Here is a 23,404-nt window from a genome sequence, read left to right on the forward strand (position 1 = left end):
TGACCGGCCCGGCGCGGCCATGCCCTGCGTCACTGCGCCGGGGCCGGGATCAGGACTTGGGAGCGGCGACGGCCGCCTGCGGTCTGATCGGGAGGCGGTTGACCGGGCGTCCGGTGGCCGAGCGGACCGCCGCGGCGACCGCGGCCGGCGACGTCACGACCGGGACCGCCGAGGCGGGCTTGGCGCCGAAGGGGGCCACCACGTCGCGTTCCTCGACGAGCTTGACGATGCGGATGTCCGGAGCGTCCAGCGCCGTCGGCAGGGCGTAGCCCGTCAGGTCGGGGTGGCGGACGAGACCGCGGGCGCTGCGGAGGTTCTCCGTCAGAGCGGCCCCGATGCCCTGGGTGACGCCCGCCTCGATCCGGGTCGCCAGCTGGGACGGGTTGAGGACCCGGCCGACGTCCTGGGCGACCGCCATCTCCACGACACGGACCGAACCGAGCTCGATGTCGACGTCCACGACCGCACGGATGGCGCAGAACGCGAGGCCGACGAAGGCATCGCCCTGGCCGGTCTCGTCGAGCGGTTCGGTGGGGTGGGGGCGGCACTGGGCGGTGGCCCAGAGTTCCTTGCCGTCCATCGCCTCCGTGACGGTCGTGGAGAGCACTCCGTCGTAGCTGGTGATCTTGCCGTCGGCGATCTGGAGGAGCTCGGTCGACATGCCGAACTTGTGGGCCAGCGGCTGGAGCAGCTGCGTGCGGACCATCTTTGCCGCGCGTTCGACCGCTCCGGCGGAGACCCAGGTGTGGCGGCCGTGCGTCGCGGGACCGGCCGGGGGCTGGTCGGTGTCGACGGACGCGACGTGCACCTCTTCGATGCCGAGCGTCTCCTGCACGACCTGACGGGCCAGCGTGGTGAAGCCCTGCCCGGTCTCGACGGCGGCGCAGATGACGGTGGCGACGCCGTCGTGGACCCGGACGGTGGCCGTGGAGACCTCGTCGGTGCCCTCGGCGCCGAGCATGTGGACCATGCCCAGCGCGTACCCGACCCCGCGCCGCACGGCGCCGGGTTCACCCGCGCCCTCGGGGCCGCCGGGCAGCAGCCAGTCGTCCTCCGGGGAGTCCTTGGGCAGCGAGGGCAGCGGGAAGTCCCGTACGGAACGCAGGAGCTCCGCGACCGGGGCGGGGCAGGTGACCGTCTGCCCGGTGGGCAGGATGTCGCCGGTGGACAGCACGTTGCGCATCCGCAGCTCGGCCGGCTCGATGCCGAGCTTGGCCGCGAGCTTGTCCATCTGGCCCTCGTACGCGGCACAGACCTGCATCGCGCCCTCGCCCCGGACATGGCCGGAGGGCGGGTTGTTCGTCCGGACCGCCCAGCCCTCGATGAAGGCGTGCGGCACGACGTACGGACCGCAGGCGAAGGCGACCGCGGCGGCCAGGGACTCCGAGGAGGCGTCCGCGTAGGCGCCCGCGTCCAGGAGGATCTGGGCCTCGACCTTGACCAGCCGGCCCTCGGCGTCCGCGTGGTGGCGGTAGCGGAGCAGCGTGGGGTGGCGGTGCGCGTGGCCGAGGAAGGACTCCTCGCGGGTGGCGGCCAGCTTGACCGGGCAGCCGGTGCGCAGGGCGAGCAGGCCGAGCGGGAGCTGGAAGCCGGGGTCCTCGCGGTCGCCGGTGGCGCCGGGCACCCCGGTGACGACGACCTTCACCCGGTCGGGTTCCAGGCCGAAGCAGGCGGCGGCGAGGTCCCGGTCGGTGTGCGGGTCGGTGGACGCGGTGTAGATCTCCACGCCGCCGTCGGGGCGGGGCACGGCGAGTCCGGCCTCGGCGCCGATGGGCGCCGGGTCCTGCCGGCCGATGCGGTACAGGCCCTCGACGACGACCTCGCCGGTGATCTCGGGGTCGCCGTAGCGCAGCGGGATGTGGCGGATCAGGTTGCCGTCGGGGTGCAGCGGCTCGGCGGCGAAGGCCTTCTCCGGGTCGGTGACCGGTTCCAGCACCTCGTACTCGACGGTGATCGCGGCGGCGGCCAGCCGGGCGGTGTCCGGGTGGTCGGCGGCGACGGCGGCGATCGGTTCGCCGTGGTGGCGGACCAGCTCGGACGCGAAGACGGGGCGGTCGACGACGCGGCGGCCGTAGGCGCTGTCGCCGGGGACGTCCTCGTGGGTGACGACCGCGCGCACACCGGGCATCTCGGCGGCGGCCGAGGTGTCGATGGACAGGATGCGGGCGTGCGGGTGCGGGGAGCGGAGCACGGCCGCCCAGAGCAGTCCCTCGGCCCACAGGTCGGCGGCGTACGGGAACGTGCCCTCGGTCTTGGCGCGGGCGTCGGCGGGCGGCAGGGAGGCGCCGAGGCCGAGCAGCGGCTGCTCGGTTCCGGGGCCGCCCGGGCCGTCCAGTGACGGGATGCTGATCGCCGTGTGGGTCGCGCCCGCCGCGGTGGCTGCGTCGCTCACGCCAGGCCTCCGTCCTGCAGATGGGCCTGCACACTACCCGCGCCCGGCGCCGCCTGGTGCGGGATGCGGGCCTCGTCCGCCTCGGCGGATTCCTGCGCGGGCGCCGAGGCCGCCTCGGAGGCGGCCTCGCGGCCCGCGATGACCTCGTTCACGGCGTCGAGCACGCCGCGGTAGCCGGAGCAGCGGCAGAGGTTGCCGCAGAGCGCCTGGCGGGTCTCCAGCTCGCTGGGGGCGTGGTTGCCCTCCAGCAGGTCGTGGACGGTCATCGCCATGCCGGGGATACAGAATCCGCACTGGACGGCGCCGCACTCGGCCAGCGCGCGCTGGACGTCGGACGGCTCACCGTCGACGGCCAGGCCCTCGACCGTACGGACCTCGCTGCCCGCGGCCGTGGCCGCGGGAACCAGGCAGGAGGCGACGAGACGGCCGTCCACCTGGACGTTGCAGGCACCGCACTCGCCCTGCGAGCAGCCGTCCTTGGCACCGGCGAGGCCGAGGCGCTCGCGCAGCACGTAGAGCAGCGACTCGCCGATCCAGGCGTCGGTGACGGGCCGGTCGGCGCCGTTCACGTGCAGCACGTAGGAGGTGGCGGGGTGCTCGCTGGGCAGGTCGAGCGCGGGGGCGGGCGGGGCGTCCACGACCAGCTCGTCCGGAACCACGTCGTCCGGTGCCAGACCGTCCGGGATCACGTCGTCCGGGGCCGCCGCTTCGGGCTGCTCCGGGTCGGTCTGCGGTGCGTCCTCGGGCTCGGTCGCCATGTCCGGCGCGTCCGGGGAGCCGGCCGCGATGCCGTCGGCGGCCGGGTCCGTGCCGGGCTCGTCCGCCGGTTCGTCGGCTTGTGCTTCGGCCGGCGCCTCGGCGGCGGGCTCCGGCAGCGGGCCGAGGTCCGTCCCCAGCGCCGGGGTGTCCCCGGCACCGGGCCGCGGCTCCTGCGTCGCCCACGGCGCGGGCGCGCCGCCCGGCAGCGTGGCCGGCGGGGTGCGGTCCGCGTACCAGCCGGCGGCCAGCGCGGAGGCCGAGAACTCGCCCGACTCCTCCGGGAGCTCGCCGTCGGCGACCGGGATCGTCCACTGTCCGGTGTGACCGGCCGCCTCGGCGGGGGCGCCGGACTCGGCGAAGTCCCACTGGCCGGTGTCGGCCGGGGTCCCGGGGTACTGGTCCGGGTACGCCTGGTCCGGGTACTCCTGAGCCGCCTGCGGGCCGGGCTGCGGGTATCCGTACGGCGTCTGCTGCTGGTTCGGGTCGGGCCAGTGCACCGCGGCGGGCGCGGGCTCGGCACCGGGCTCCTGACCGTCGGGCCGGCCGTGCCGGTCCTGCTGGTCCTGGTGGTCCTGGTGGTTCGGCTGGTCCTGGTGGTTCGGCGTCTGGACGACCCAGCCGCCGGTGGCCGCCGGGTCGAGGCCGGCCGCGGGGGTCAGCGGCAGGATCATCGGCGGCACGTACCCCTGGCCGGGCGCGGCCAGCGGGACGTTCGCCAGGTCCTCGGGCGGCAGGTGGACGAAGGCGGTCGCCTCGGCGTCGTACTCACCGCCCTGCGGGGTCGGTTCCCAGCCCCCGCGCCGGTCGGCGTGGTCCTCGTTGCTCATGACAGTGCCCTCCCCAGCGCTCGTCGGGCCAGCGCGGCGACGGTGCGCCGCAGGTGCAGTACGGCGGGGGGCAGCGGTGGCGCCTCTCCCCCGTCGGCAGGTGGTGCCTGGTCCGGGATGCAGGCCGCGGCGACGTACTCGCCGAAGGCGGCCAGCGCGTCGGGGGCCAGGCCGCGTTCGCCGTCCCAGTCGATCAGCGAGGCGATCCAGCGCTCGGCCTCCAGCGGCCGCAGCGGCATCGGCGCGATGGCGCCGACCGCGCAGCGCACTCCCCGCCGGGCCGGGTCGAGCACGATCGCGACGGAGGCGGTGGCACGGCCGGGGCCGGTCCGTCCGGTCGCCTTGAGGAAGACCTGCGGGGCGTGCAGCAGCGGGACGCGGACGAAGCCGATCAGCTCGGCGGGCTCCAGCATCTCGCGGCCCGCCAGCAGGTGCGAGACCGGGATCTCGCGGCGTGCGCCGTCGGGACCGGCGATGACGAGCTCGGCCTCCAGGGCGGCGAGCACCGGCAGGGCGTCACCGGTCGGCGCGGCGGTCGCGATGTTGCCGCCGAGCGTCCCGGCGTTGCGGATCTGGGGCGGGCCGGCCGCGCGCGCGGACGCGGCGAGCGCGGGGATGAGGGCGGCGAAGTCGGGCCGCCCCATGCGCGCGTGGGTGAGGCCGGCGCCCAGCAGGGCGTGGCCGTCCTGGTAGTGCCAGCCGCGGAGCTCGCTGATCCTGCCGAGGCCGACCAGTCCGGAGGGGCGCAGGAGCCCCTTGTTGACGGCCGCCATCAGGTCCGTGCCGCCTGCCACGGGGACGGCGGCGGGCATGGCGCCGAGTGCCGCCACGGCCTCGTCCAGCGAGGCAGGCAGCGTGACGGACTGCGTCGCCTGCGGTGCGTGCGTGGTCAACCCAGCTGCCCCTTCCCGGTGTCCCGGCGTCCGGCCTGTTTCGCCGTACGGTACGTGCTCAGAGCCCGGACGTGGCAACTCTGGCACATCTTCGGACCGGTCCGACGCGAGGGTCCGCGAAGGGCATATCCGTCCCCGGTCAGGGGAATGGTCCCTTTTCGCACCTCTTCGGCACAGAGCGCGTATTGCCACTGTTCCACGTTCTTGTACGACTTGTCCGCCCCCGGTGAGTGACGGCTCCCCGAGGGGATCTTCCGCCGCGAACGGCACCGCCACCACGGTCCCCGGGGACCGTGGTGGCGGCAGCCGGACCGCGTCCGGACTCACACGTTCGGGGGTGTTCCCTCGATCGGGCGTCCGAGGACTCCGGGGCGCCGCTGCCACGGCAACGGGCCGCTCTGCGGCCGGTAGTCGACACCGAGCGCGTCAAGTCGCGCGTAGTGCGTGGCCATCCGGCGCTCGAAGTCCGCGAAGTCCCGGTCCGCGGGGGCGGGCAGGGCCGACCAGGCGACCTCGGCGAAGGCCGCGAGGCGGGGGAAGACCTGGTAGTCGACACGGGCCCGGTTCTGCATGACCTCGGTCCACACGTTGGCCTGGGTGCCGAGCACATGCCGGGCCGCCTCGTCGGAGAGGGCCGGCGGTACGGGTTCGAAGCGGTAGACGTCCTCCAGCGTGCGGACGTACCCGATGGGCATCGGCTCGTCGGGGCCGCCGTGCTGACGGTGGTCCAGGTACACCTGCTGCTCCGGGCACATCACCACGTCGTGCCCGGCCTCGGCGGCCGCGATGCCGCCCGCGTACCCCCGCCACGAGGAGACGGCCGCGCCCTCGGCGAGACCGCCCTCCAGGATCTCGTCCCAGCCGATGAGCCGCCGGCCGCGCGCGGTGAGCCAGCCGTCGAAGTGCCGGATGAACCAGGACTGGAGCTCGTCCTCGTCGGCCAGCCCGAGTTCCTTGATGCGGGCCTGGGCGGCCGGCGACTGCTTCCACTGGTCCTTCGGGCACTCGTCGCCGCCGACGTGGATGAACGGCGAGGTCTCCGCGGGGAAGAGCTCCAGCAGTTCCTCGAAGACGCCCTCGAAGAAGCGCAGGGTGTGGTCGGAGGGCGCGAGCACGTTCGGGTTGACGCCCCAGTTGTCCCAGACGGTCAGGGCGGCGGTGTCGACGACGTCGGTGTTGCCCAGCTCCGGATAGGCGCTGATGGCGGCCTGCGAGTGGCCCGGGATGTCGATCTCGGGGACGACCCGGATGTGCCGCTCGGCGGCGTACGCCACGATCTCGCGGATGTCGTCCTGGGTGTAGTAACCGCCGTGCGGAGTCTCGTCCCAGAGCTCGGAGGCCCGGTGGCCGTACTTCGTACGCGAACGCCACGCGCCCACCTCGGTCAGGCGCGGGTGGCGCTTGATCTCGACACGCCAGCCCTGGTCGTCGGTGAGGTGGAAGTGGAAGACGTTCAGCTTGTGGGCGGCGAGGAGGTCGAGGTAGCGCAGGACGTCGTCCTTCGGCAGGAAGTGCCGTGACACGTCGAGCATCAGGCCGCGCCAGCCGAAGCGGGGCCGGTCCTCGATGTCCGTGAACCCGAACGCGGCCGTGGAGCCGCCCGCCGGCGCCCGGCGGAAGGCATCGGGCCCGAGCAGCTGACGCAGCGTCTGCGCACCCCAGAACACCCCGGCGGGGCCGCCGCCGGTGATCTCGACGCTCTCGTCGGGCGTGGTGGTCAGCCGGTAGCCCTCGGACGCCAACGACGGGTCGACGCGCAACCGGATGGCGCGCGCCGTCCCCTCGCCGCCCGGCGCGAGCGGCAGACCGAAGGCCGCGCCGAGCGTGGTGCGCAGCCAGCGCTCGGTGGACCCCGTGCCGGGAGCCGCCGTGATGGTGGTGGACGCATCCAGCACGAAGCCGCACCGGCCCCGGTCGCCGGCGCGCACGGGGGCCGGGATCAGATCCAAGTTCATGACGTCAGTCCTTAACCGCTCCGCCCAGTCCCGAGACCAGGCGTCGCTGTACGAGTACGAAGAAGACCAGCACGGGGACGGTCATCACCGTCGAGGCAGCCATGATCCCGCCCCAGTCGTTCTCATCGGGTTTGAAGAAGACCAGCAGCGCCATCGGGAGCGTCGACTGGGAGGTGTCGCTGATGAGGAAGGACTTCGCGAAGAGGAAGTCGTTCCAGGTGGAGATGAACGAGAAGACACTGGTCGCCACCAGGCCGGGGAAGACCAGCGGGAAGAGGATCTGCCACAGGAAGCGGGTACGGCTCGCCCCGTCGATGTACGCGGCCTCCTCCAGGGCCTCGGGGACCGCCTTGACGAAGCCGCGCAGCATCCAGATCGCGAACGGCAGCGAGAAGGCGAGGTGGGGCAGGATCAGCGAACCGAGCGTGTTCAGCTGGCCGAAGTCCCGCATCAGGAAGAACAGCGGGATCGTCAGTGCCTCGACCGGCACCATCTGCGCGACCAGGAACATGATCAGCAGCGTGGTGCGGAAGCGGAATCTGAACCGGGTGACGGCCGTCGCCGCCAGGAAGGCGATCAGCGCGGAGGCGATGACGACCGTCCCGGCGACGAGCAGGCTGTTGAGGAAGTAGCGCCCGAAGTCCTGCTGCTGGAAGACCCGGCGGAAGGAGTCCAGGGACGGTGACAGGGTCCACGGCCGCGGATGCGCGGACTGGATCTCGCCCGCCGGCTTGAGGGCGGAGAGCACCATCCAGTACAGCGGGAAGGCGACGGCGGCGGCGATCAGCAGCGCAGCGGCCTCGGCGGCGAGCCGGCCCGGCCGGCGGACGCGCAACACGGACGGCAGGCTCACAGTTCCTCCCCCTGGCGCCGCATCAGGCGCAGATACACGAGCGTGACGGCCAGCAGGATCACCAGCATCACGACGCCGATCGCCGAGCCGAGGCTGTACTGCGAGGACGCGAACGCCTTCTGGTACGCGTACACGTTGAGCACCAGGTTCTGGCCGGCGATGCCGCCTCCGTTCGTCATGACGTAGATCTGGGTGAAGACCTTGAAGTCCCAGATGACCGACTGGATGGTGACGACGACCAGGATCGGCCGCAGCATCGGCGCCATGACCGACCGCCAGATCCGCCACTGCGAGGCGCCGTCCAGCGCGGCCGCCTCCAGCACCTCGGCGGGGATCGCCCTGATTCCCGCGTACACGGTCACCATCACGAACGGGAACGAGCACCACAGGACTTCGAGGAGCACCAGCGCGAAGGCGCTGTAGCGCCCGTACGTCCAGGAGAAGTCGCCGAGCCCGAGCACCCGGTTGACCGGTCCGAAGTCGGCGTCGAAGAGGAAGACCCAGACGGTCGATCCGGTGATCGCGGGTGTCGCCCAGGCGCCGAGCGCGGCCATCATCAGCGCGAGCCGGGGCACCGCCCGTACCCGGGTCAGCAGGACGGCCAGCGCGCATCCGGTGAACAGGGTGGCCAGCACGCAGGCCGCGGCGAAGACCACGGTGGCCAGGAGCACCTGCCAGAACTGGCTGTCCCGGAAGAGCGTGGCGTAGTTGCCGAACCCCTGGAAGGTGGCGGGTTCGCCGCCGCTGACCTGCGCCTGGGTGTACTCCAGGAAGGAGATCAGGCCCAGTTGGTAGATCGGGTAGACCAGCAGCCCGCCGAGCAGGACGAGTGCGGGCAGCAGATAGAGCCAGGGGGTCCAGCCCGGCCGCCCGGCGGGTGAGGCCGGGCGGCGGCGGCGCCGGAGCGGGCGGAGAGGGGGGCCGTCCGTGCCGGGTGCGGTGGGCGCCTTGTACGCCGTGCTGTTCGCCGTCATCGTCAGCCCGCGTCGGCGAACGCCGCGTCCATCTTCTTCGCCGCGTCGTCCGAGGCCTTCGCCACGTCCTTACGGCCGCTGACGATCTCCTGGAACATCGTCGGCAGGATCAGCGAGGAGTCGATCTGCCCCCAGGCCGGTGAGGCGGGGACGAACTTGGTGCCCGCGCCGAGCGTTTCGACGAAGGGTCCGACGAACGGCTCGCGCCTGGCCGCGTCGGCCCGCACGTCCGCGTACGTCGGCAGGAAGCCCATCGCGTCGAACATCTTCGCCTGGGTCTCCTTGCCGGTGAGCGCCTTCATCAGGTCGACGGCCAGGGTGCGGTGCCCGGTGCTCTTCAGCACTCCGATGTTGTTCCCGCCCGCGAACGCCGGGGCGACGGAACCCTCGGCCAGGCCCGGCAGCGGGACGACTGCGTACTTGCCCTTCACCGTGCCGGCCTCGACGGCGGTGTGGCTGAAGTCTCCGCCGATGGCCATCGCGGCCTTGCCGGCGGCGAAGGCGGTGACGGTCGCGTTGCCGCCCATGGCGGCGCACTTGGCGGCCGGGCAGTTGGTGTCGCCGAAGAGCGAGGTGTAGGCCTCGATGCCCTTGCGGGCCTTGTCGCTGTTGATGGCCGCCTTGTACGCGGACCCGCTCCCGTCGGCCAGTTCGCCGCCGTTGGCCCAGATGAACGGCATCGCGCCGTAGGTGTAGGCGCCGCCGACGGCGAGCCCGTACAGGTCCGGCTTCTTCTCGTGGATCTTCCTCGCCGTGGATATCAGCTCGGCCTGGGACTTGGGGGCCTCGATCCCCAGCTCCGCGAAGACGTCGGTGCGGTAGTACAGCGCCCGTACGCCGACGAAGAGCGGGGCCCCGTAGACCTTTCCGCCGACCGTCACGGACTCCTTGGCCGTCGGGTCGGTGTCCTCGGCGTCGTCCCAGGCGGCGAACTCCGCGCTCACATCGGCCAGTCCGCCGTCCTTGACGTAGCCGGCGGTGTCCGTGTTGCCGTACTCGATGAGGTCGGGGGCGCTCTTCGGGTCGTTGAACGCCGCCTTGACGCGCTGGGCGCGGGTCTCGACCGGGATGTACTCGATCTCGACCTTGGCGCCCTTGTGGTCCTTCGTGAACCCGGCGACCGCGGCGTCGACGACCTTCTCCTTGGGCTTGTTGCCGACCTCCTGGAACAGCCAGACACGCAGCGTGCCGGTCTTCTCGTCCTTCCCGGTGCCACTGTCCGAGGTCTGCGGCGCACCGCAGGCGGTGGCGGTCAGGCCGGCCAGCACGAGGGCCGCGGCCGGGGCGGCAATGCGGGCAGAAAACTTCATCCGGAACCCCTACCGGTAGGCGTTGCGTCATGTGCAACGCACGTTTCGTTCTGCACAACTCGCAGGAGCGTAGGTCCGGACCAGGGCGCCGACAAGTGGTCTCCACCACTCTGTGACCCGCGGACGCACCCCGTGCAACGCCGGCGGTCCCGTACGGAGAAGAGCCACGGCCCCGCACGCGGAAGAGCCCCCGGGGCACGCGACTGCGTGCCCCGGGGGCTCTTCCGGGCTGTTCCGTGGCGCGGGTGGGACTACTTCTTGTCCTTGCCGCCCTTGCCCTTGTCCTTGTCGCCGCCGGCGCCCATGGACTCGTAGATCTCCTTGCACATGGGGCAGACCGGGTACTTCTTGGGGTCGCGCCCCGGTACCCAGACCTTGCCGCACAGTGCGACCACGGGGGTGCCCTCCAGGGCACTCGCCATGATCTTGTCCTTCTGAACGTAATGGGCGTAGCGCTCGTGGTCGCCGTCGCCGTTCGACACCTGCGGTGTCGGCTCCACGAGGGTTCCGGTGCCTGACCCGCGCTCGGGCTCAAGAGTGCTCATAACCGCCAAGCGTACTGAAAGCCCGGGCATCAGTTCAGCGAAGGGTCGTCCGGATAGGTGGCGATCATGGCCAGTTCGCTGCGCTGACGGCGCAGGACCGCCCGCCAGAGACTTTCCGGACGGGGTGAGGAGACGTCGCCGGGTTCCGAATCGACGACGTACCAGGCCCCCTCGGACAGCTCCGCCTCCAGCTGGCCGGGGCCCCAGCCCGCGTAACCGGCGAAGATCCGCAGCGAGCCGAGCGCGGCGGCCAGCAGCTCCGGAGGCGTCTCCAGGTCCACCAGGCCGATCGCCCCGTACACCCGGCGCCAGCCCAGAGGTCCCTCGTCGCCGGGGATCACCGCCACGCCGAGCGCCGAGTCCAGTGAGACGGGGCCGCCCTGGAAGACGACGTCCGGCTCACCGGTCAGCTCCGCCCAGGACGCGAGGATGTCGCCGACGCCGACCGGGGTCGGGCGGTTCAGGACCACGCCGAGCGAGCCCTCCTCGTCGTGGTCGAGGAGCAGCACCACCGCGCGGTCGAAATTCGGGTCCGCCAGGGCGGGTGTGGCCACGAGCAGCCGCCCTGTGAGCGAGGACACCTCGGTCATGGCAGAAATGATCCCGCATCTTCGTCCTCCGTGGGGGCCAAGTGACCCGGTCGTCGCCCTGGGTGCCCGAGCGCAGCTCAGGGCGCACGGGTGCACGAGGAGCGCACGGCGGGACGGCCGATCCGGACGGTAACCCTCCGCAAGATCCGGGCAGCACAGCGTGTTGTGGCGGATTCATGACGTTCGTACACCCCCCGTTCCCTTACGGAAGGGGGGTGCCTGGCCATTACCCTTTCGGTTGGCCCCCTGCCCGACCACTCCGGAACGCGAGATTCATGACCGGCACAGACGATGTCCTGCTTGTCCACGGCGGAACCCCGCTGGAGGGCGAGATCCGCGTCCGAGGCGCCAAGAACCTGGTGCCGAAGGCAATGGTCGCCGCGCTGCTCGGCAGCGGGCCCAGCCGGCTGCGCAACGTGCCCGACATCCGCGATGTGCGGGTCGTGCGCGGGCTGCTGCAGCTGCACGGTGTGACGGTCCGTCCGGGTGACGAACCGGGCGAGCTGATCCTCGACCCCACCCACGTCGAGAGTGCGAACGTCGCCGACATCGACGCCCACGCGGGCTCGTCGCGCATTCCGATCCTCTTCTGCGGCCCGCTGCTGCACCGGCTGGGCCACGCGTTCATCCCGGGACTCGGCGGCTGCGACATCGGCGGCCGGCCGATCGACTTCCACTTCGACGTGCTCCGGCAGTTCGGCGCCACGATCGAGAAGCGGGCGGACGGTCAGTACCTGGAGGCCCCGCAGCGGCTGCGCGGCACCAAGATCCGGCTGCCGTACCCGTCGGTCGGCTCCACCGAGCAGGTGCTGCTGACCGCGGTGCTCGCCGAGGGTGTCACCGAGCTGTCGAACGCGGCCGTGGAGCCGGAGATCGAGGACCTCATCTGCGTACTGCAGAAGATGGGCGCGATCATCTCCATGGACACCGACCGGACCATCCGGATCACCGGTGTCGACCGCCTCGACGGGTACACCCACCGGGCGATCCCGGACCGCCTGGAGGCCGCCTCCTGGGCGTCCGCCGCGCTGGCGACCGAGGGCAACATCTACGTGCGCGGCGCCCAGCAGCGCTCGATGATGACGTTCCTGAACACCTTCCGCCGGGTCGGCGGCGCCTTCGAGATCGACGACGAGGGCATCCGCTTCTGGCACCCGGGCGGCGCGCTGAACGCCATCGCGCTGGAGACGGACGTGCACCCCGGGTTCCAGACCGACTGGCAGCAGCCGCTGGTCGTGGCGCTGACGCAGGCCGCGGGCCTGTCGATCGTCCACGAGACGGTGTACGAGTCCCGGCTCGGCTTCACCTCGGCGCTGAACCAGATGGGCGCGCACATCCAGCTCTACCGCGAGTGCCTGGGCGGCTCCGACTGCCGCTTCGGCCAGCGCAACTTCCTGCACTCCGCGGTCGTGTCCGGGCCGACGAAGCTGCAGGGCGCGGATCTGGTCATCCCGGACCTGCGCGGCGGTTTCTCGTACCTGATCGCCGCCCTGGCGGCCCAGGGGACGTCCCGGGTGCACGGGATCGACCTGATCAACCGCGGCTACGAGAACTTCATGGACAAGCTGGAGAAGCTCGGCGCGAAGGTGGAGCTGCCGGGCGGCTCGCTGGTCTGACGAGGGGTTCCTTCCCGGGGGTCCACGGCCCCCGGGATGCCCCTGGGCCTTTCGTTCGGATCCGGCCTGATCCAAACGAAAGGCCCCAAGAGCCCCGGAACGGCGTTCTGCGGCCCGTACGCCGAAGGGCGGCCACCCTGGTCGGGGTGACCGCCCTTCGTCGTGCTCAGGGGTGTTACTTACCCTTGGCGGCTTCCTTGAGCTTCGAGCCCGCGGAGACCTTCACGCTGTAGCCGGCCGGGATGTTGATCGGGTCGCCGGTCTGCGGGTTACGAGCGGTGCGAGCGGCACGGTGGGTGCGCTCGAAGGTCAGGAAACCGGGGATGGTGACCTTCTCGTCGCCCTTGGCGACGATCTCACCGACGGTCTCGGCGAGCGCGGCCAGCACGGCGTCGGCGTCCTTGCGAGTCACCTCGGCGCGGTCGGCCAGGGCGGCCACCAGCTCACTGCGGTTCATGTTGTTACTCCCGTGTTCTTCTTGCCTGTGAGGCGTGAGATCGAAGCCGATGCTGCCAGGGCCCTCGGACAGTCCCCGGACCCGGGTCCGTTTTTAGACGTTCGCGCCCCGTGGGGTCTCCCCCGGACGAAGTCCTTGGGAAAGCATCCTGCCCCCACCTGCGGCGGGAAAGCCAATCCGGCACCCTCCGGAGTCACACGAAAAGCACCACTGCCTCGTCGTGGTGACGTTCCGTCGACTCCCCAAAAGCGGTCCGCACCTGATGCGGGGCTCCGCGGGACGCGTCGCCCGCCCACCCTAAAGGGGCGTTTGGGGCGCCGCGACCCGCGACGCGCCGGACATCAGACGGACGTGGGCCCCGTCACAGCCGAGCCGGCGGCCTTCGCGGCGTCCCGGACCGCTCCCGCGACCGCTCCGGCGACCTTGTCGTTGAAGACGGACGGGATGATGTAGTTCGCGTTCACCTCGTCCTCGGCGACGACGTCGGCGAGGGCGCGCGCGGCGGCGAGCATCATCTCCGTGTTGACGGTGCGGGACTGAGCGTCCAGCAGGCCGCGGAAGACGCCCGGGAAGACCAGGACGTTGTTGATCTGGTTGGGGAAGTCGGAGCGGCCGGTGGCCACGACGGCCGCCGTCCGGCGCGCGATCGCCGGGTCGACCTCGGGGTCCGGGTTCGCAAGCGCGAACACGATCGCGCCCTCGGCCATGGCCGCCACGTCGTCGCCGTCCAGGACGTTCGGGGCGGAGACGCCGATGAAGACGTCGGCACCCACGACGGCCTGCTTGAGGGTGCCGGTGACGGACTCCGGGTTGGTGTTGTCGGCGATCCAGCGCAGCGGCGAGTCGGCCTGGGCGGAGACCAGGTCCTCGCGGCCGGCGTGCACCACACCGTGGATGTCGGCGACGACGGCGTGCTTGACGCCCGCTGCGATGAGCAGCTTCAGAATGGCCGTGCCGGCCGCTCCGGCACCGGACATGACGACCCGTACGTCCCCGATCGCCTTGCCCACCACGCGCAGCGCGTTGGTCAGGGAGGCCAGGACGACGATGGCGGTGCCGTGCTGGTCGTCGTGGAAGACGGGGATGTCGAGGGCCTCGCGCAGCCGGGCCTCGATCTCGAAGCAGCGCGGCGCGGAGATGTCCTCCAGGTTGATGCCCGCGAAGCCGGGGGCGATCGCCTTGACGATCTCGACGATGGCATCGGTGTCCTGGGTGTCCAGGCAGATCGGCCAGGCGTCGATGCCGGCGAAGCGCTTGAAGAGGGCCGCCTTGCCCTCCATGACGGGCAGCGCGGCCATCGGGCCGATGTTGCCGAGGCCGAGCACCGCGGAGCCGTCCGTCACGACTGCGACGGAGTTGCGCTTGATGGTGAGGCGCCGGGCGTCCTCGGGGTTCTCGGCGATCGCCATGCACACCCGGGCCACACCGGGGGTGTAGATCATCGAGAGGTCGTCACGGTTGCGGATGGGGTGCTTCGACGCCATCTCGATCTTGCCGCCGAGGTGCATCAGGAACGTACGGTCGGAGACCTTGCCGAGGACGACGCCCTCGATGTCCCGCAGACCTTCGACGATCTCGTCCGCGTGCGAGGTGGAGGAAGCGGCGATCGTGACGTCGATCCGCAGCTTGTCGTGGCCGGAAGCGGTCACGTCGAGGCCGGTGACCGAACCGCCGGAGGACTCCACGGCCGTGGTGAGCTGGGAGACCGCTGTGCCGCTCGCGGGCACCTCCAGCCTGACCGTCATCGAGTACGAGACGCTGGGCGCCGTTGCCATGGCCGAGTCCTTCGCTTTCCTTAGCTTCATTGCTATGCGTAGCCGGATCTGTCGCTGCCGGACACGCCTTCCGATATTCGCACCTACCGACGGGTAGCCGCTAATGACTGCCACGTTTCGGAAAGTTTTTTCCACCATACGAGATATGAGGGGTGTCGCGGAACCCCTGCCGGGCCTGGATCCGGAGCCGTAAACGGAAGATCCGGAGCCGTAAACAGAAACAGACCCGCGCCACCGGAGGGTGACGCGGGTCTGTCTTCTTCAGTTGAGCGGCACCGACCCGCCATGCTCGCCTCGCGGCAAGTGGTCGCTCGAAGCGACGAAGGTTGGGCCCGGGGGCTTGGATCGAGCCGGTGCCGACTCCAGGCTAACAAAGACCCCGGAGAAGTGATTCCCCCAGCGCGGGTTGACCGAAAAAAGGCTCCCGTGCCGGGCCCGTCAGTCCCTGAGCAGGTCCGGCACCCCGTCCTCGTCCGGCAGGTCCCGCTCCCCCGAGACGACCGTGAGCTGCTGGGTCGCCCGCGTCAGCGCCACGTACAGGACCCGCAGCCCCGCCGGGGACTCGTCCGCGATCTCCGCGGGCGAGACGACCACCGTGGCGTCGTACTCCAGGCCCTTGGCCTCCAGGCTGCCGAGCGCGACCACGCGCTCGCCGAGCTCCGCGAGCCAGCCACGGGCCTGCGCCCGCCGGTTCATCGCGACGACGACACCCACCGTGCCGTCCACCTCGCCGAGCAGCCGCCGCGCCTCCTCGCGCACGGTCCCGGCCAGATCTCCGTCCCGTACGGTCTCGAAGCGCGGCTTCACGCCCGTGGAGCGGACCGCGGCCGGGGACTCCATGCCCGGCATGGCGAGCGCCAGGACCTTGGCGGCGAGTTCGGCGATCTCCGCCGGGTTGCGGTAGTTGACGGTCAGCGTGAAGTTCCGGCGCGGGCGGCTGCCCAGCGCCTCGTCACGGGCCGCCGACGCCTCGTCCGGATCGGACCAGGAGGACTGCGCCGGGTCGCCGACGATCGTCCAGGTGGCGTGCCGGCCGCGGCGGCCGACCATCCGCCACTGCATCGGCGTGAGGTCCTGCGCCTCGTCGACGATGACGTGCGCGTACTCCGTGCGCTCCGCCGCGAGCCGCTCGGCCCGCTCCCACTGGGTCTCCTCGCGCTGCGGCATCAGCTCCTCCAGACCGGTGAGCTGGTCCAGCGGATCGAACTCGCGCTTGCGCTTGGGCCGGTGCGGCGCCCCGAGCAGCGTCTGCAGCTCGTCGAGGATCGCCACGTCGTGGACCGACAGCGGACCGCGGCCTTCCGCGTCCAGACGCTTCAGGGAGCGCGCGAGCCGGCGCACCTCGCCCTGGTTGAGGGTGCGGCGCGCCCACCGGGCGAGCCGCTTCTCGTCGGCCATGGCCGCGAGCACCCCGCGCGGGGTGAGCTCGGGCCACCAGGCGTTCAGGAACTCGATGAACGGCGTCTCGGTGGAGACGTCCTCGTCGAACGACGAACGCAGTTCGGCCGCCAGCTCCTGATCGGTGTAGCGGCCCCGGCCCGACGACCTGTTCCACAGCGCGTCGAGCAGCAGTTTGCGGGCGCGCGGACGCAGCAGGTTGACCGGTGCGGTGCCGCTGAGCACGTTGTTGCGGATGCGCCGGAGCTCGTCCTCGTGCAGTTCGACCCGGGCGCCGAAGGCCACCACCCTGAGCCGGGTGGGGGTAGCGGCCTCCTGAGTGGCCTCCTCCGCCTCGCCGAAGGCCAGCTGGCCGTCCTGCGACGGGGCGGGGCGGGACACGGGCTGTTCCAGCGCCCCGCGGGCCGCCTTGCGCAGCACGTGGAGCATCCGGGAGGAGCCCTTGATGCGCGCCACGGCCGGTTCGTCGTAGGTGGTGGCGCCCTCGGTGCCGGCCGCCTCGTCGGAGAGCGAGCCGACCGCACGGATCGCGACCTGGCCCTCCTCGCCGAGCGAGGGCAGCACGCCCTCGGTGTACGCGACGAGCAGCGGCGTCGGTGAGACGACGAGGATGCCGCCCGCGTACCGCCGCCGGTCCTGGTAGAGCAGGTACGCGGCCCGGTGCAGGGCGACCGCGGTCTTGCCGGTGCCGGGGCCTCCGGAGACCTCGGTGACGGAGGCCGCGGGGGCCCTGATCACCATGTCCTGCTCGGCCTGGATGGAGGAGACGATGTCCCGCATGGTGTGGCTGCGGGCCTGTCCGAGCGCCGCCATCAGCGCCCCGTCCCCGATGACGGGGAGCGTGTCGCCGCCCAGGTACGCGGTCAGCTCGGGCCGCATCAGGTCGTCCTCGACCCCGAGGACCCGGCGGCCCTTGGAGCGGATGACCCTGCGGCGTACGACCCGGCCCGGTTCCTTCGGCGTCGAGCGGTAGAACGGTGCGGCCGCCGGGGCGCGCCAGTCGATGACCAGCGGCGCGTAGTCGGAGTCGAGGACCCCGATCCGGCCGATGTGCAGCGTCTCGGCGATATCGGCGGTGCTGTCCTCCCGTACGGCGTCGTCGGCCGGTTCGACGGAGGTGAACGCGCCGTCCGGGCCGCGCTCACCGTCCTTGCCGAGCAGCAGGTCGATCCTTCCGAAGAGGAAGTCCTCGAACTCGCTGTTCAGCCGGTTGAGGTGGATTCCGGCACGGAACACCTGGGCGTCACGTTCGGCGAGCGCTCCCGGTGTACCCACCTGGCCGCGCTTGACGGCGTCATTCATGAGAAATTCCGCCTCGTGGATCTTCTCCTCAAGGCGGTGGTAAACACGGTCGAGATGTTCCTGCTCGACACCGATTTCCCGGTCCCGCAACGAATCGACAGCGGCATCCTGCGCGGCCACCGAGGCCCCCTTCTGACGTGCATTGGGCAGCCGTCAACCCTATGCGAAGGGGGGCCGTCGCGCACCTGCCGCAGGCATCGATCTCGCGCGCCGGGATATCGATTGCGTGTCGGTGGCCCCGCGGACCGGTCAGACGCCGACGCTCACCAGCCGTTCGCCGTCGAACGTACGGACGTCGAAGTGGTCGATGTCGGCCCGGTCCATGGCCGCCCCGCCGTGTACATAGAGCGGGTATCCGGCGGAGGGGTGACTGGAGCCCTTGATGCCGTAGCCCCACTTCGGTACGGACCAGGAGGTGACGACCTCCTCCTCGCCGGTCTTCGAGACCGCGATCAGCCGGCACTTCTGCGGGCCCTTCACGTTCTTCAGCTCCAGCACGGTGTGCGTGCCCCAGGCCTTCGGCTCCATGCCGACCGTGGCGTCGACCGCGGTGACGGGGTCGGTGGCCTGCGCCTTCTCCTTCATGTGGTGGAAGAAGGCGTCCTCGGCGGGGCTGGTGGGGTGCGGGTCGGCCGCCTCCACGCTGCTGGTGCCGCCGCCGGTGGCCAGCACCGCGGCCACCGGGCCGCCGATGATCAGCGCCGCTGCCGCCGCCACCAGATACCTTGCGCGCCGCGTGCGCCGGGCGCGCCCGGCGGCGACCTCGTCGACCAGGGTGTCGAGCACCCGGGGGCCCGGCGGAGTGGGGACGTGCGGGACCGGGCGGGCGCCGGACACGGCGGCCGGGGACTCGGCGAGCAGCGCGAGCATGGGCTCCAGGCCGGCGAACTCGTCGAGGTGGGCGGCGCAGCGGGCGCAACGGGCCAGATGCGCCTCGAAGGCGGCGCTCTCGGCGTCGTCGAGGATGCCGAGGACGTAGGCCCCCGCCGCGTCGTGTCCTGCCTCGTCCACGCCCCCGTCGGCGGGGGCGAAGGGACCGGCGGGCCAGGAGGGCCCGGAAGGGCCTGCGAGGGGCCCTGTGGGGCCGGAGGGACCGGCCGGCCGGGGCCCGAAGGGCTCCCATTCCTGGTCGCTCATGCCGTGATCCCCCTCTCTTCGAGTGCGAGCTTCATGGAACGCAGTGCGTAGAAGACCCGGGACCGCACCGTGCCACTGGGGATGCCGAGCACCTCGGCCGCCTCGTTGACCGTGCGGCCCTTGAAGTAGGTCTCGACCAATGCTTCCCGGTGGGCCGGGGTCAAATCGTCGAGCGCGTCGGAGAGCGTCATCAGCCACAGCGCCTTGTCGATCTCGTCCTCCGCGGGAATGACCTCCAGTGGCGACGGGTCGACCTCGTGCGGCCGGGCCTGCCGGCTGCGGTGGCCATCGATGACGATGCGCCGGGCGACCGTCACCAGCCAGGGCCGGACGGAACCGGTGGCCCTGTTGAGCGAACCGGCGTTCTTCCAGGCACGGATGAGCGTCTCCTGCACCACGTCCTCGGCGCGCTGGCGGTCGCCGGCGACGAGGCGCAGTACGTACGCGAGCAGAGGTCCGGCGTGTTCGCGGTAGAGCGCCCGCATCAGCTCCTCGTCGGGGACGGCGGAGGGTGACGGGGGCGGCCCACTGCGATGCCGGGCCCTGTGCGGACGGTCATCGGCCACGGCCGCATCCTTGCGCACCCGAACCTCCCGGTCGAGACCCTGTCGAGCTCCTTGGCCATCGATACGGGGATGCGGGGCGAACCATTCAACGCGGCTCCAAGATTCTTTCGGCCGGCCTTCGCCCGGAGGCCGGGCCTGCCCTACGGATCCGGGGCTTCGCGGTCCGCGGAGACAGCGGCCGGCTCGGTGTGGCGCCTGCGGTGCCGGGCGACCCGTTCGCGGTTGCCGCAGACCTCGCTGGAGCACCAGCGGCGGCGCCGGCCGCGGGATGTGTCCAGGTAGACGCGGCGGCAGTGGTCGCCCTCGCAGCGGCGCAGTCCGGCCAGGGCGACCGGATCGGTGAGCAGTTCCACGGCGTCCCGCGCCACCGCGGCCAGCAGCGCGCCGCAGCCGGGCTCGGCGCTCAGGCCGCGTACCAGGGCGCCGTTCCCGGCGCGCACGGCGCACAGGCCGGGCGGTGCGCCCGCTGCGAGCGCGTTGACGCGCTCCAGCGCGCCGTCGGCTCCCCGTCCGCCGAGCTGCGCGGTCAGCAGCCGGTCGACGGCGCTCCTCAGCTGCCGGAACCGCACGAGCCAGTGGTCGTCCACGCCGCCGAGCAGGGTGCCCGGGGGTACGGCCCCGGCGGCCACCAGCCAGTCGGCGAGCCCCTCGGGCCGGTCCAGCGGGTCGGCGGTGCCGGGGCCTCCGGCGCCCGTCGCGACCAGGTCGAGGCAGAGCCGTCCGGAGTCGAACCGCCAGTCGTACGAGCCCTTGCGCGTCGCCATGCGCATGCCCCCGCCTCGGGTCCGGTCGCCGTCCCCACCAGAGTGCCCCGCGCGGCTCCCTGCCGTAACCCCTGGCGCGCGGTCCGCGACAACTCCCCTCATACGATGGGCCGATGAGCAACCCGTCACGCGCCGCCCGCCTCATGTCCGGTTCCCTGAGGCTCCGCCCGTGGGTGCCGGGCGACCTCCCGGCCCTGCTTGAGGCGTACCGAGACCCGGCGATCCAGGCGGGGTCGCGCGCCCCGGTGGCGGACGAGGCGGCGGCGGAGCGCTGGCTGCGGGACCAGGAGGAGGGCCGGGCGTCCGGGCTGCGCCACAGCTTCGCCGTGGTGGACGTCGCGCTCGGCAAGCGGCCGGTCGGCAACGTCGTCCTTGTGCGCCCCGCGCCGGACTCGGACAAAGCCGAGGTCGGGTACTGGACGGCGGCGCCGGTACGCGGCCGCGGCATCGCCCCGCAGGCTCTCGAAGCGCTGACGGGCTGGGCTTTCACGGCGTTCGCCGCCGACGGACTCGTCACGCTGGAACTGCTGCACCGGGCGGACAACGAGGCGTCGTGCCGAGTGGCGGAGAAGGCCGGGTACGGCTTCGCGGAGATGCTGCCCGCACATGTGCGGTGGCCACGGGGGGGCCACCGCCACGAGCGGCGGGCCGCCTGACCCACAGGCCTCAGCAGACACCGGACCCGCCTCGGCCCGGCCCGACCCGACCCGACCCGACCCGACAGCCTCGACAGGCACCAGACCCACCTGCGGCCCGGCCCGACCCGACCAGCCTCAACAGGCACCGGACCCGCCTGCCGCCCCACCCCACAGCCTCAACAGACACCGGACCCGGCTGCGGCCCCGACCCGACAGCCTCAAGAGGCTCCGGACACCGCCGGCGCCCCGGTCACCGGGCCGTCGTGCAGGACGCGCTGGAAGAGCCGGTGGTCACGCCACTCGCCGTCGATGTGGAGATAGCCCGGGGCCAGGCCGATCTCCTCGAAGCCGCATGTGGCGAGCACGCGCTGCGACGCCTCGTTGTACGGCAGCGTGGCGGCCTCGATCCGGTGCAACCGCAGCTCGTCCCGGGCCAGTTCGCAGATCAGCCGCACCGCGGCGGTGGCCAGCCCGCGCCCCGCGAAGTCCACGTCCACCCAGTAGCCGAGGGCGGCGCTGCGGAACGGCCCGAGCACCACGCCGTTGAGCGTGAACGTGCCGATCGCCCGGTCCTGCGCGTCGCAGAGCACCCAGGGCATCGCGCGCCCCGCGTCACGGTCCGCCAGCGCACCGGCCAGCCGCTCGCGCTGCCCCTCCTCGGTGTAGAAGGCGTCGGGACGCACGGGCTCCCAGGGGCGCATGTACGTGCGGCTGCGGCTCAGCGATTCGGCGAGGGACCGGGCGTCGGTGAGGGCCGCGGAGCGCAGCCGCACCTCCGCGTCGACCCGGTGGATGTCGTCGCTCATCTCCGCACGCTATCCGGCGCGGCACGGCGTCCGGACGCCGGACGCCGCCTGGACGCCCGCGAAGGCAACTGCGCGTCTGGACCATGGAGCGGGCCGGGCCGGGCCACTTGACTGGGTCCATGACAACCAGCGGGCCCGACCGGCCGATCTCCGCGCTCCACCACCTCGTCCTCGGTGCCGCCGCCGTCGCCACCGGCCTGATGGCGGGCACCTTCTACGTCTTCTCGTGCGCGGTGATGCCCGCGCTCGGCCGCAGCGACGACCGGACCTTCGTCGAGGTGATGCAGAACATCAACGACGTCATCGAGAACCCGGTCTTCTTCGCCGGCTTCCTCGGCGCGCTGTTCCTCACCGCGGCCGCCGCCTGGCAACAGCGCCGGTCCCCCGTTCCCCGCCGCTGGATCCTCGCCGCGCTCGCGGTGTACGCCGTGGCCTTCCTGCTCACCTCGGGCGTCAACGTGCCGCTCAACGAGGAGCTCGCGCGGGCCGGGAACCCGGCACGCATCGCCGACCCGGCCGCCGTACGCGACCGGTTCGAGGACGCGTGGGTCGCCTGGAACGCCGTACGGGCGGTCCTGTGCACCGCCGCCCTCGTGCTCCTGCTGCGGGCCTCGTACCTGATGGCTCGCCGGCGCCCTCAGGAGTCCGCGTACTTGGCGTCGGACGCCGGGTCCAGGGCCAGCCGGTAGCCGCGCTTGACGACCGTCTGGATCAGCCGTGGCACCCCGAGCGCGGTGCGCAGCCGGGCCATCGCCGTCTCCACCGCGTGCTCGTCCGTGCCGCTGCCGGGCAGAGCGCGCAGCAGGTCGGCGCGGGCCACCACCCAGCCGGGCCTGCGGGCCAGGGTGTGCAGCAGGGCCATGCCGGCGGGCGGTACCGCCCGCAGTTCGTCGTCGACCAGGACGGCGTGGCCGCGGATCTCGACCCGGTGGCCGGCGACCGGCAGGGTCCGCGCCCGGGAGGGGAGTTCGCGGCAGATGAGCTGGACGAGCGGGCCGAGCCGGAAGCGCTCCGGCTGGGCGGTGTCGATCCCGCGGTCCTGCAACGGGAGGGCGGTGACCGGTCCGACGCAGGCCGAGAGGACGTCGCCCTGCAGGGCGGCCGTCAGCTCGTTCAGCAGGCCGCGTTCCTCGGCCCTGCGCAGCAGGGAGACCGCTGCCGGGGCGCTGGTGAAGGTGAGCGCGTCCAGGCCGCCCGCCACGGTGATGTCGATGAGCCGGTCGAGGGGGGCGATGTCCTCGGGCGGCATCCAGCGGTAGACGGGGACGCCGACGACCTCGCCGCCGGCCGCGCGCAGCGACTCGACGAAGCCGGGGAGGGGTTCGCCGTGCAGCTGGAGGGCGATGCGGCGGCCCTCGACGCCTTCCTCCAGGAGCCGCTCCAGCACCTCCGCCATGGATTCGGACGCCGGTGACCAGGTCTCGGTCAGCCCGGCGGCGCGGACCGCGCCCTTGACCTTGGGGCCCCGGGCCAGCAGTTCGACGCCGCGCAGGGTGTCCAGCAGCTGTTCCCCGATGCCCCAGCCGTCGGCGGCCTCGATCCAGCCGCGGAAGCCGATCGCCGTGGTCGCGAGGACCACGTCGGGGACGGTGTCGATGAGTTCCTTGGTGGCGGCGAGCAGTTCGCTGTCGTCGGCGAGCGGCACGATCCGCAGGGCGGGCGCGTGCACCACGGTGGCGCCCCGCCGCCGCAGCAGGGTGGAGAGCTCTTCCGCCCGGCGTGCGGCGGTGACACCGACCGTGAAGCCCGCGAGGGGCCCGTGCTGTTCGTCGTCGTGCATATGGTCTACCCGGCTCTCGTCCCGCTGCTGCTCAATGGTGCGGAGGTCCGAGCCTGCCAACGAAGCG

General features: G+C 72.2%; 20 protein-coding genes. 3 read left to right on the forward strand and 17 right to left on the reverse strand.

The genetic code is table 11. The features are described from left to right. Positions 1-49: 49 nt before the first annotated feature. From OG446_RS13445 to OG446_RS13485, 9 genes are all read right to left on the reverse strand, one after another. Complete coding sequence (locus OG446_RS13445) at positions 50-2,392, reverse strand: xanthine dehydrogenase family protein molybdopterin-binding subunit (RefSeq protein ID WP_328894261.1); 2,343 nt, start codon at positions 2,390-2,392, stop codon at positions 50-52. After that, a complete protein-coding gene (locus OG446_RS13450; protein WP_328894262.1) occupies positions 2,389-3,978 on the reverse strand; it encodes a 2Fe-2S iron-sulfur cluster-binding protein in 1,590 nt (529 codons plus the stop codon). The genes OG446_RS13445 and OG446_RS13450 overlap by 4 nt, the downstream gene beginning before the upstream one ends. After that, the gene (locus tag OG446_RS13455; protein WP_328894263.1) at positions 3,975-4,871 is read right to left on the reverse strand and encodes an FAD binding domain-containing protein; all 897 of its coding nucleotides are present in this window, start codon (positions 4,869-4,871) and stop codon (positions 3,975-3,977) included. The genes OG446_RS13450 and OG446_RS13455 overlap by 4 nt, the downstream gene beginning before the upstream one ends. Before the next feature lie 323 nt (positions 4,872-5,194). Next, the gene (locus OG446_RS13460; protein WP_328894264.1) at positions 5,195-6,826 is read right to left on the reverse strand and encodes a beta-N-acetylhexosaminidase; all 1,632 of its coding nucleotides are present in this window, start codon (positions 6,824-6,826) and stop codon (positions 5,195-5,197) included. A 4-nt stretch (positions 6,827-6,830) separates the two neighbouring features. Then, positions 6,831-7,679: a carbohydrate ABC transporter permease gene (locus OG446_RS13465; RefSeq protein WP_328894265.1), complete on the reverse strand. Its 849-nt coding sequence runs from the start codon at positions 7,677-7,679 to the stop codon at positions 6,831-6,833. Next, complete coding sequence (locus tag OG446_RS13470) at positions 7,676-8,653, reverse strand: carbohydrate ABC transporter permease (protein WP_328894266.1); 978 nt, start codon at positions 8,651-8,653, stop codon at positions 7,676-7,678. Before OG446_RS13470 ends, OG446_RS13465 begins: the two co-directional genes overlap by 4 nt. A gap of 2 nt (positions 8,654-8,655) precedes the next feature. Continuing rightward, positions 8,656-9,963 carry an extracellular solute-binding protein gene (locus OG446_RS13475; RefSeq protein WP_328894267.1) on the reverse strand — a complete coding sequence of 436 codons (1,308 nt, stop codon included), beginning with the start codon at positions 9,961-9,963 and terminating at the stop codon, positions 8,656-8,658. A 251-nt stretch (positions 9,964-10,214) separates the two neighbouring features. Further along, entirely contained in the window at positions 10,215-10,508 is a 294-nt protein-coding gene (locus tag OG446_RS13480; protein WP_148018922.1) for a DUF3039 domain-containing protein, read from the reverse strand. A 29-nt stretch (positions 10,509-10,537) separates the two neighbouring features. Then, on the reverse strand, positions 10,538-11,098 hold the full coding sequence (locus OG446_RS13485) for a YqgE/AlgH family protein (protein ID WP_328894268.1): 561 nt from the start codon (positions 11,096-11,098) through the stop codon (positions 10,538-10,540). A gap of 275 nt (positions 11,099-11,373) precedes the next feature. On the opposite strand from OG446_RS13485, the gene murA reads away from it, so the two are divergent. Then, entirely contained in the window at positions 11,374-12,714 is a 1,341-nt protein-coding gene (gene murA, locus OG446_RS13490) for a UDP-N-acetylglucosamine 1-carboxyvinyltransferase (RefSeq protein WP_030922987.1), read from the forward strand. A 175-nt stretch (positions 12,715-12,889) separates the two neighbouring features. On the opposite strand, the gene OG446_RS13495 is transcribed toward murA, so the two are convergent. From OG446_RS13495 to OG446_RS13520, 6 genes are all read right to left on the reverse strand, one after another. Further along, positions 12,890-13,171 carry an HU family DNA-binding protein gene (locus OG446_RS13495; RefSeq protein WP_003968811.1) on the reverse strand — a complete coding sequence of 94 codons (282 nt, stop codon included), beginning with the start codon at positions 13,169-13,171 and terminating at the stop codon, positions 12,890-12,892. A 341-nt stretch (positions 13,172-13,512) separates the two neighbouring features. Further along, positions 13,513-14,946 (reverse strand): NAD-dependent malic enzyme, encoded by a 1,434-nt coding sequence (locus OG446_RS13500; RefSeq protein WP_328894269.1) that lies wholly within the window; start codon positions 14,944-14,946, stop codon positions 13,513-13,515. Between the two features lie 438 nt (positions 14,947-15,384). Continuing rightward, the gene (locus tag OG446_RS13505) at positions 15,385-17,766 is read right to left on the reverse strand and encodes a HelD family protein (RefSeq protein WP_328894270.1); all 2,382 of its coding nucleotides are present in this window, start codon (positions 17,764-17,766) and stop codon (positions 15,385-15,387) included. Positions 17,767-17,895: 129 nt separating this feature from the next. Continuing rightward, a complete protein-coding gene (locus OG446_RS13510) occupies positions 17,896-18,783 on the reverse strand; it encodes a zf-HC2 domain-containing protein (RefSeq protein WP_328894271.1) in 888 nt (295 codons plus the stop codon). Next, positions 18,780-19,367 carry a sigma-70 family RNA polymerase sigma factor gene (locus OG446_RS13515; protein ID WP_266779397.1) on the reverse strand — a complete coding sequence of 196 codons (588 nt, stop codon included), beginning with the start codon at positions 19,365-19,367 and terminating at the stop codon, positions 18,780-18,782. The genes OG446_RS13510 and OG446_RS13515 overlap by 4 nt, the downstream gene beginning before the upstream one ends. 122 nt (positions 19,368-19,489) lie before the next feature. After that, complete coding sequence (locus OG446_RS13520) at positions 19,490-20,113, reverse strand: CGNR zinc finger domain-containing protein (RefSeq protein ID WP_328898288.1); 624 nt, start codon at positions 20,111-20,113, stop codon at positions 19,490-19,492. 113 nt (positions 20,114-20,226) lie between these two features. Here OG446_RS13520 and OG446_RS13525 point away from each other — a divergent pair, with 113 nt between their 5' ends. After that, complete coding sequence (locus OG446_RS13525) at positions 20,227-20,769, forward strand: GNAT family N-acetyltransferase (protein WP_328894272.1); 543 nt, start codon at positions 20,227-20,229, stop codon at positions 20,767-20,769. A gap of 200 nt (positions 20,770-20,969) precedes the next feature. Here OG446_RS13525 and OG446_RS13530 read toward each other — a convergent pair whose 3' ends face one another. Beyond that, positions 20,970-21,557 (reverse strand): GNAT family N-acetyltransferase, encoded by a 588-nt coding sequence (locus tag OG446_RS13530; RefSeq protein WP_328894273.1) that lies wholly within the window; start codon positions 21,555-21,557, stop codon positions 20,970-20,972. A 119-nt stretch (positions 21,558-21,676) separates the two neighbouring features. Here OG446_RS13530 and OG446_RS13535 point away from each other — a divergent pair, with 119 nt between their 5' ends. Then, on the forward strand, positions 21,677-22,246 hold the full coding sequence (locus OG446_RS13535; RefSeq protein WP_328894274.1) for an anthrone oxygenase family protein: 570 nt from the start codon (positions 21,677-21,679) through the stop codon (positions 22,244-22,246). On the opposite strand, the gene OG446_RS13540 is transcribed toward OG446_RS13535, so the two are convergent. Continuing rightward, positions 22,195-23,337, reverse strand: a complete 1,143-nt coding sequence (locus tag OG446_RS13540) for a uroporphyrinogen-III synthase (RefSeq protein ID WP_328894275.1) — start codon at positions 23,335-23,337, stop codon at positions 22,195-22,197. The two genes, OG446_RS13535 and OG446_RS13540, sit on opposite strands and share 52 nt — an antisense overlap. Positions 23,338-23,404: the final 67 nt, after the last annotated feature.

This window comes from Streptomyces sp. NBC_00236, assembly GCF_036195045.1.
Classification (GTDB): Bacteria; Actinomycetota; Actinomycetes; order Streptomycetales; family Streptomycetaceae; genus Streptomyces.

Excerpts from the sequence above, each read along its gene's own strand:
- OG446_RS13450 (WP_328894262.1), bottom strand. The coding sequence starts at position 3,978 with ATGAGCAACGAGGACCACGCCGACCGGCGCGGGGGCTGGGAACCGACC.
- OG446_RS13460 (WP_328894264.1), bottom strand. The coding sequence starts at position 6,826 with ATGAACTTGGATCTGATCCCGGCCCCCGTGCGCGCCGGCGACCGGGGC.
- OG446_RS13470 (WP_328894266.1), bottom strand. The coding sequence starts at position 8,653 with ATGACGGCGAACAGCACGGCGTACAAGGCGCCCACCGCACCCGGCACG.
- OG446_RS13475 (WP_328894267.1), bottom strand. The coding sequence starts at position 9,963 with ATGAAGTTTTCTGCCCGCATTGCCGCCCCGGCCGCGGCCCTCGTGCTG.
- OG446_RS13480 (WP_148018922.1), bottom strand. The coding sequence starts at position 10,508 with ATGAGCACTCTTGAGCCCGAGCGCGGGTCAGGCACCGGAACCCTCGTG.
- OG446_RS13485 (WP_328894268.1), bottom strand. The coding sequence starts at position 11,098 with ATGACCGAGGTGTCCTCGCTCACAGGGCGGCTGCTCGTGGCCACACCC.
- murA (WP_030922987.1), top strand. The coding sequence starts at position 11,374 with ATGACCGGCACAGACGATGTCCTGCTTGTCCACGGCGGAACCCCGCTG.
- OG446_RS13495 (WP_003968811.1), bottom strand. The coding sequence starts at position 13,171 with ATGAACCGCAGTGAGCTGGTGGCCGCCCTGGCCGACCGCGCCGAGGTG.
- OG446_RS13500 (WP_328894269.1), bottom strand. The coding sequence starts at position 14,946 with ATGGCAACGGCGCCCAGCGTCTCGTACTCGATGACGGTCAGGCTGGAG.
- OG446_RS13510 (WP_328894271.1), bottom strand. The coding sequence starts at position 18,783 with ATGAGCGACCAGGAATGGGAGCCCTTCGGGCCCCGGCCGGCCGGTCCC.
- OG446_RS13520 (WP_328898288.1), bottom strand. The coding sequence starts at position 20,113 with ATGGCGACGCGCAAGGGCTCGTACGACTGGCGGTTCGACTCCGGACGG.
- OG446_RS13525 (WP_328894272.1), top strand. The coding sequence starts at position 20,227 with ATGAGCAACCCGTCACGCGCCGCCCGCCTCATGTCCGGTTCCCTGAGG.
- OG446_RS13530 (WP_328894273.1), bottom strand. The coding sequence starts at position 21,557 with ATGAGCGACGACATCCACCGGGTCGACGCGGAGGTGCGGCTGCGCTCC.
- OG446_RS13535 (WP_328894274.1), top strand. The coding sequence starts at position 21,677 with ATGACAACCAGCGGGCCCGACCGGCCGATCTCCGCGCTCCACCACCTC.
- OG446_RS13540 (WP_328894275.1), bottom strand. The coding sequence starts at position 23,337 with ATGCACGACGACGAACAGCACGGGCCCCTCGCGGGCTTCACGGTCGGT.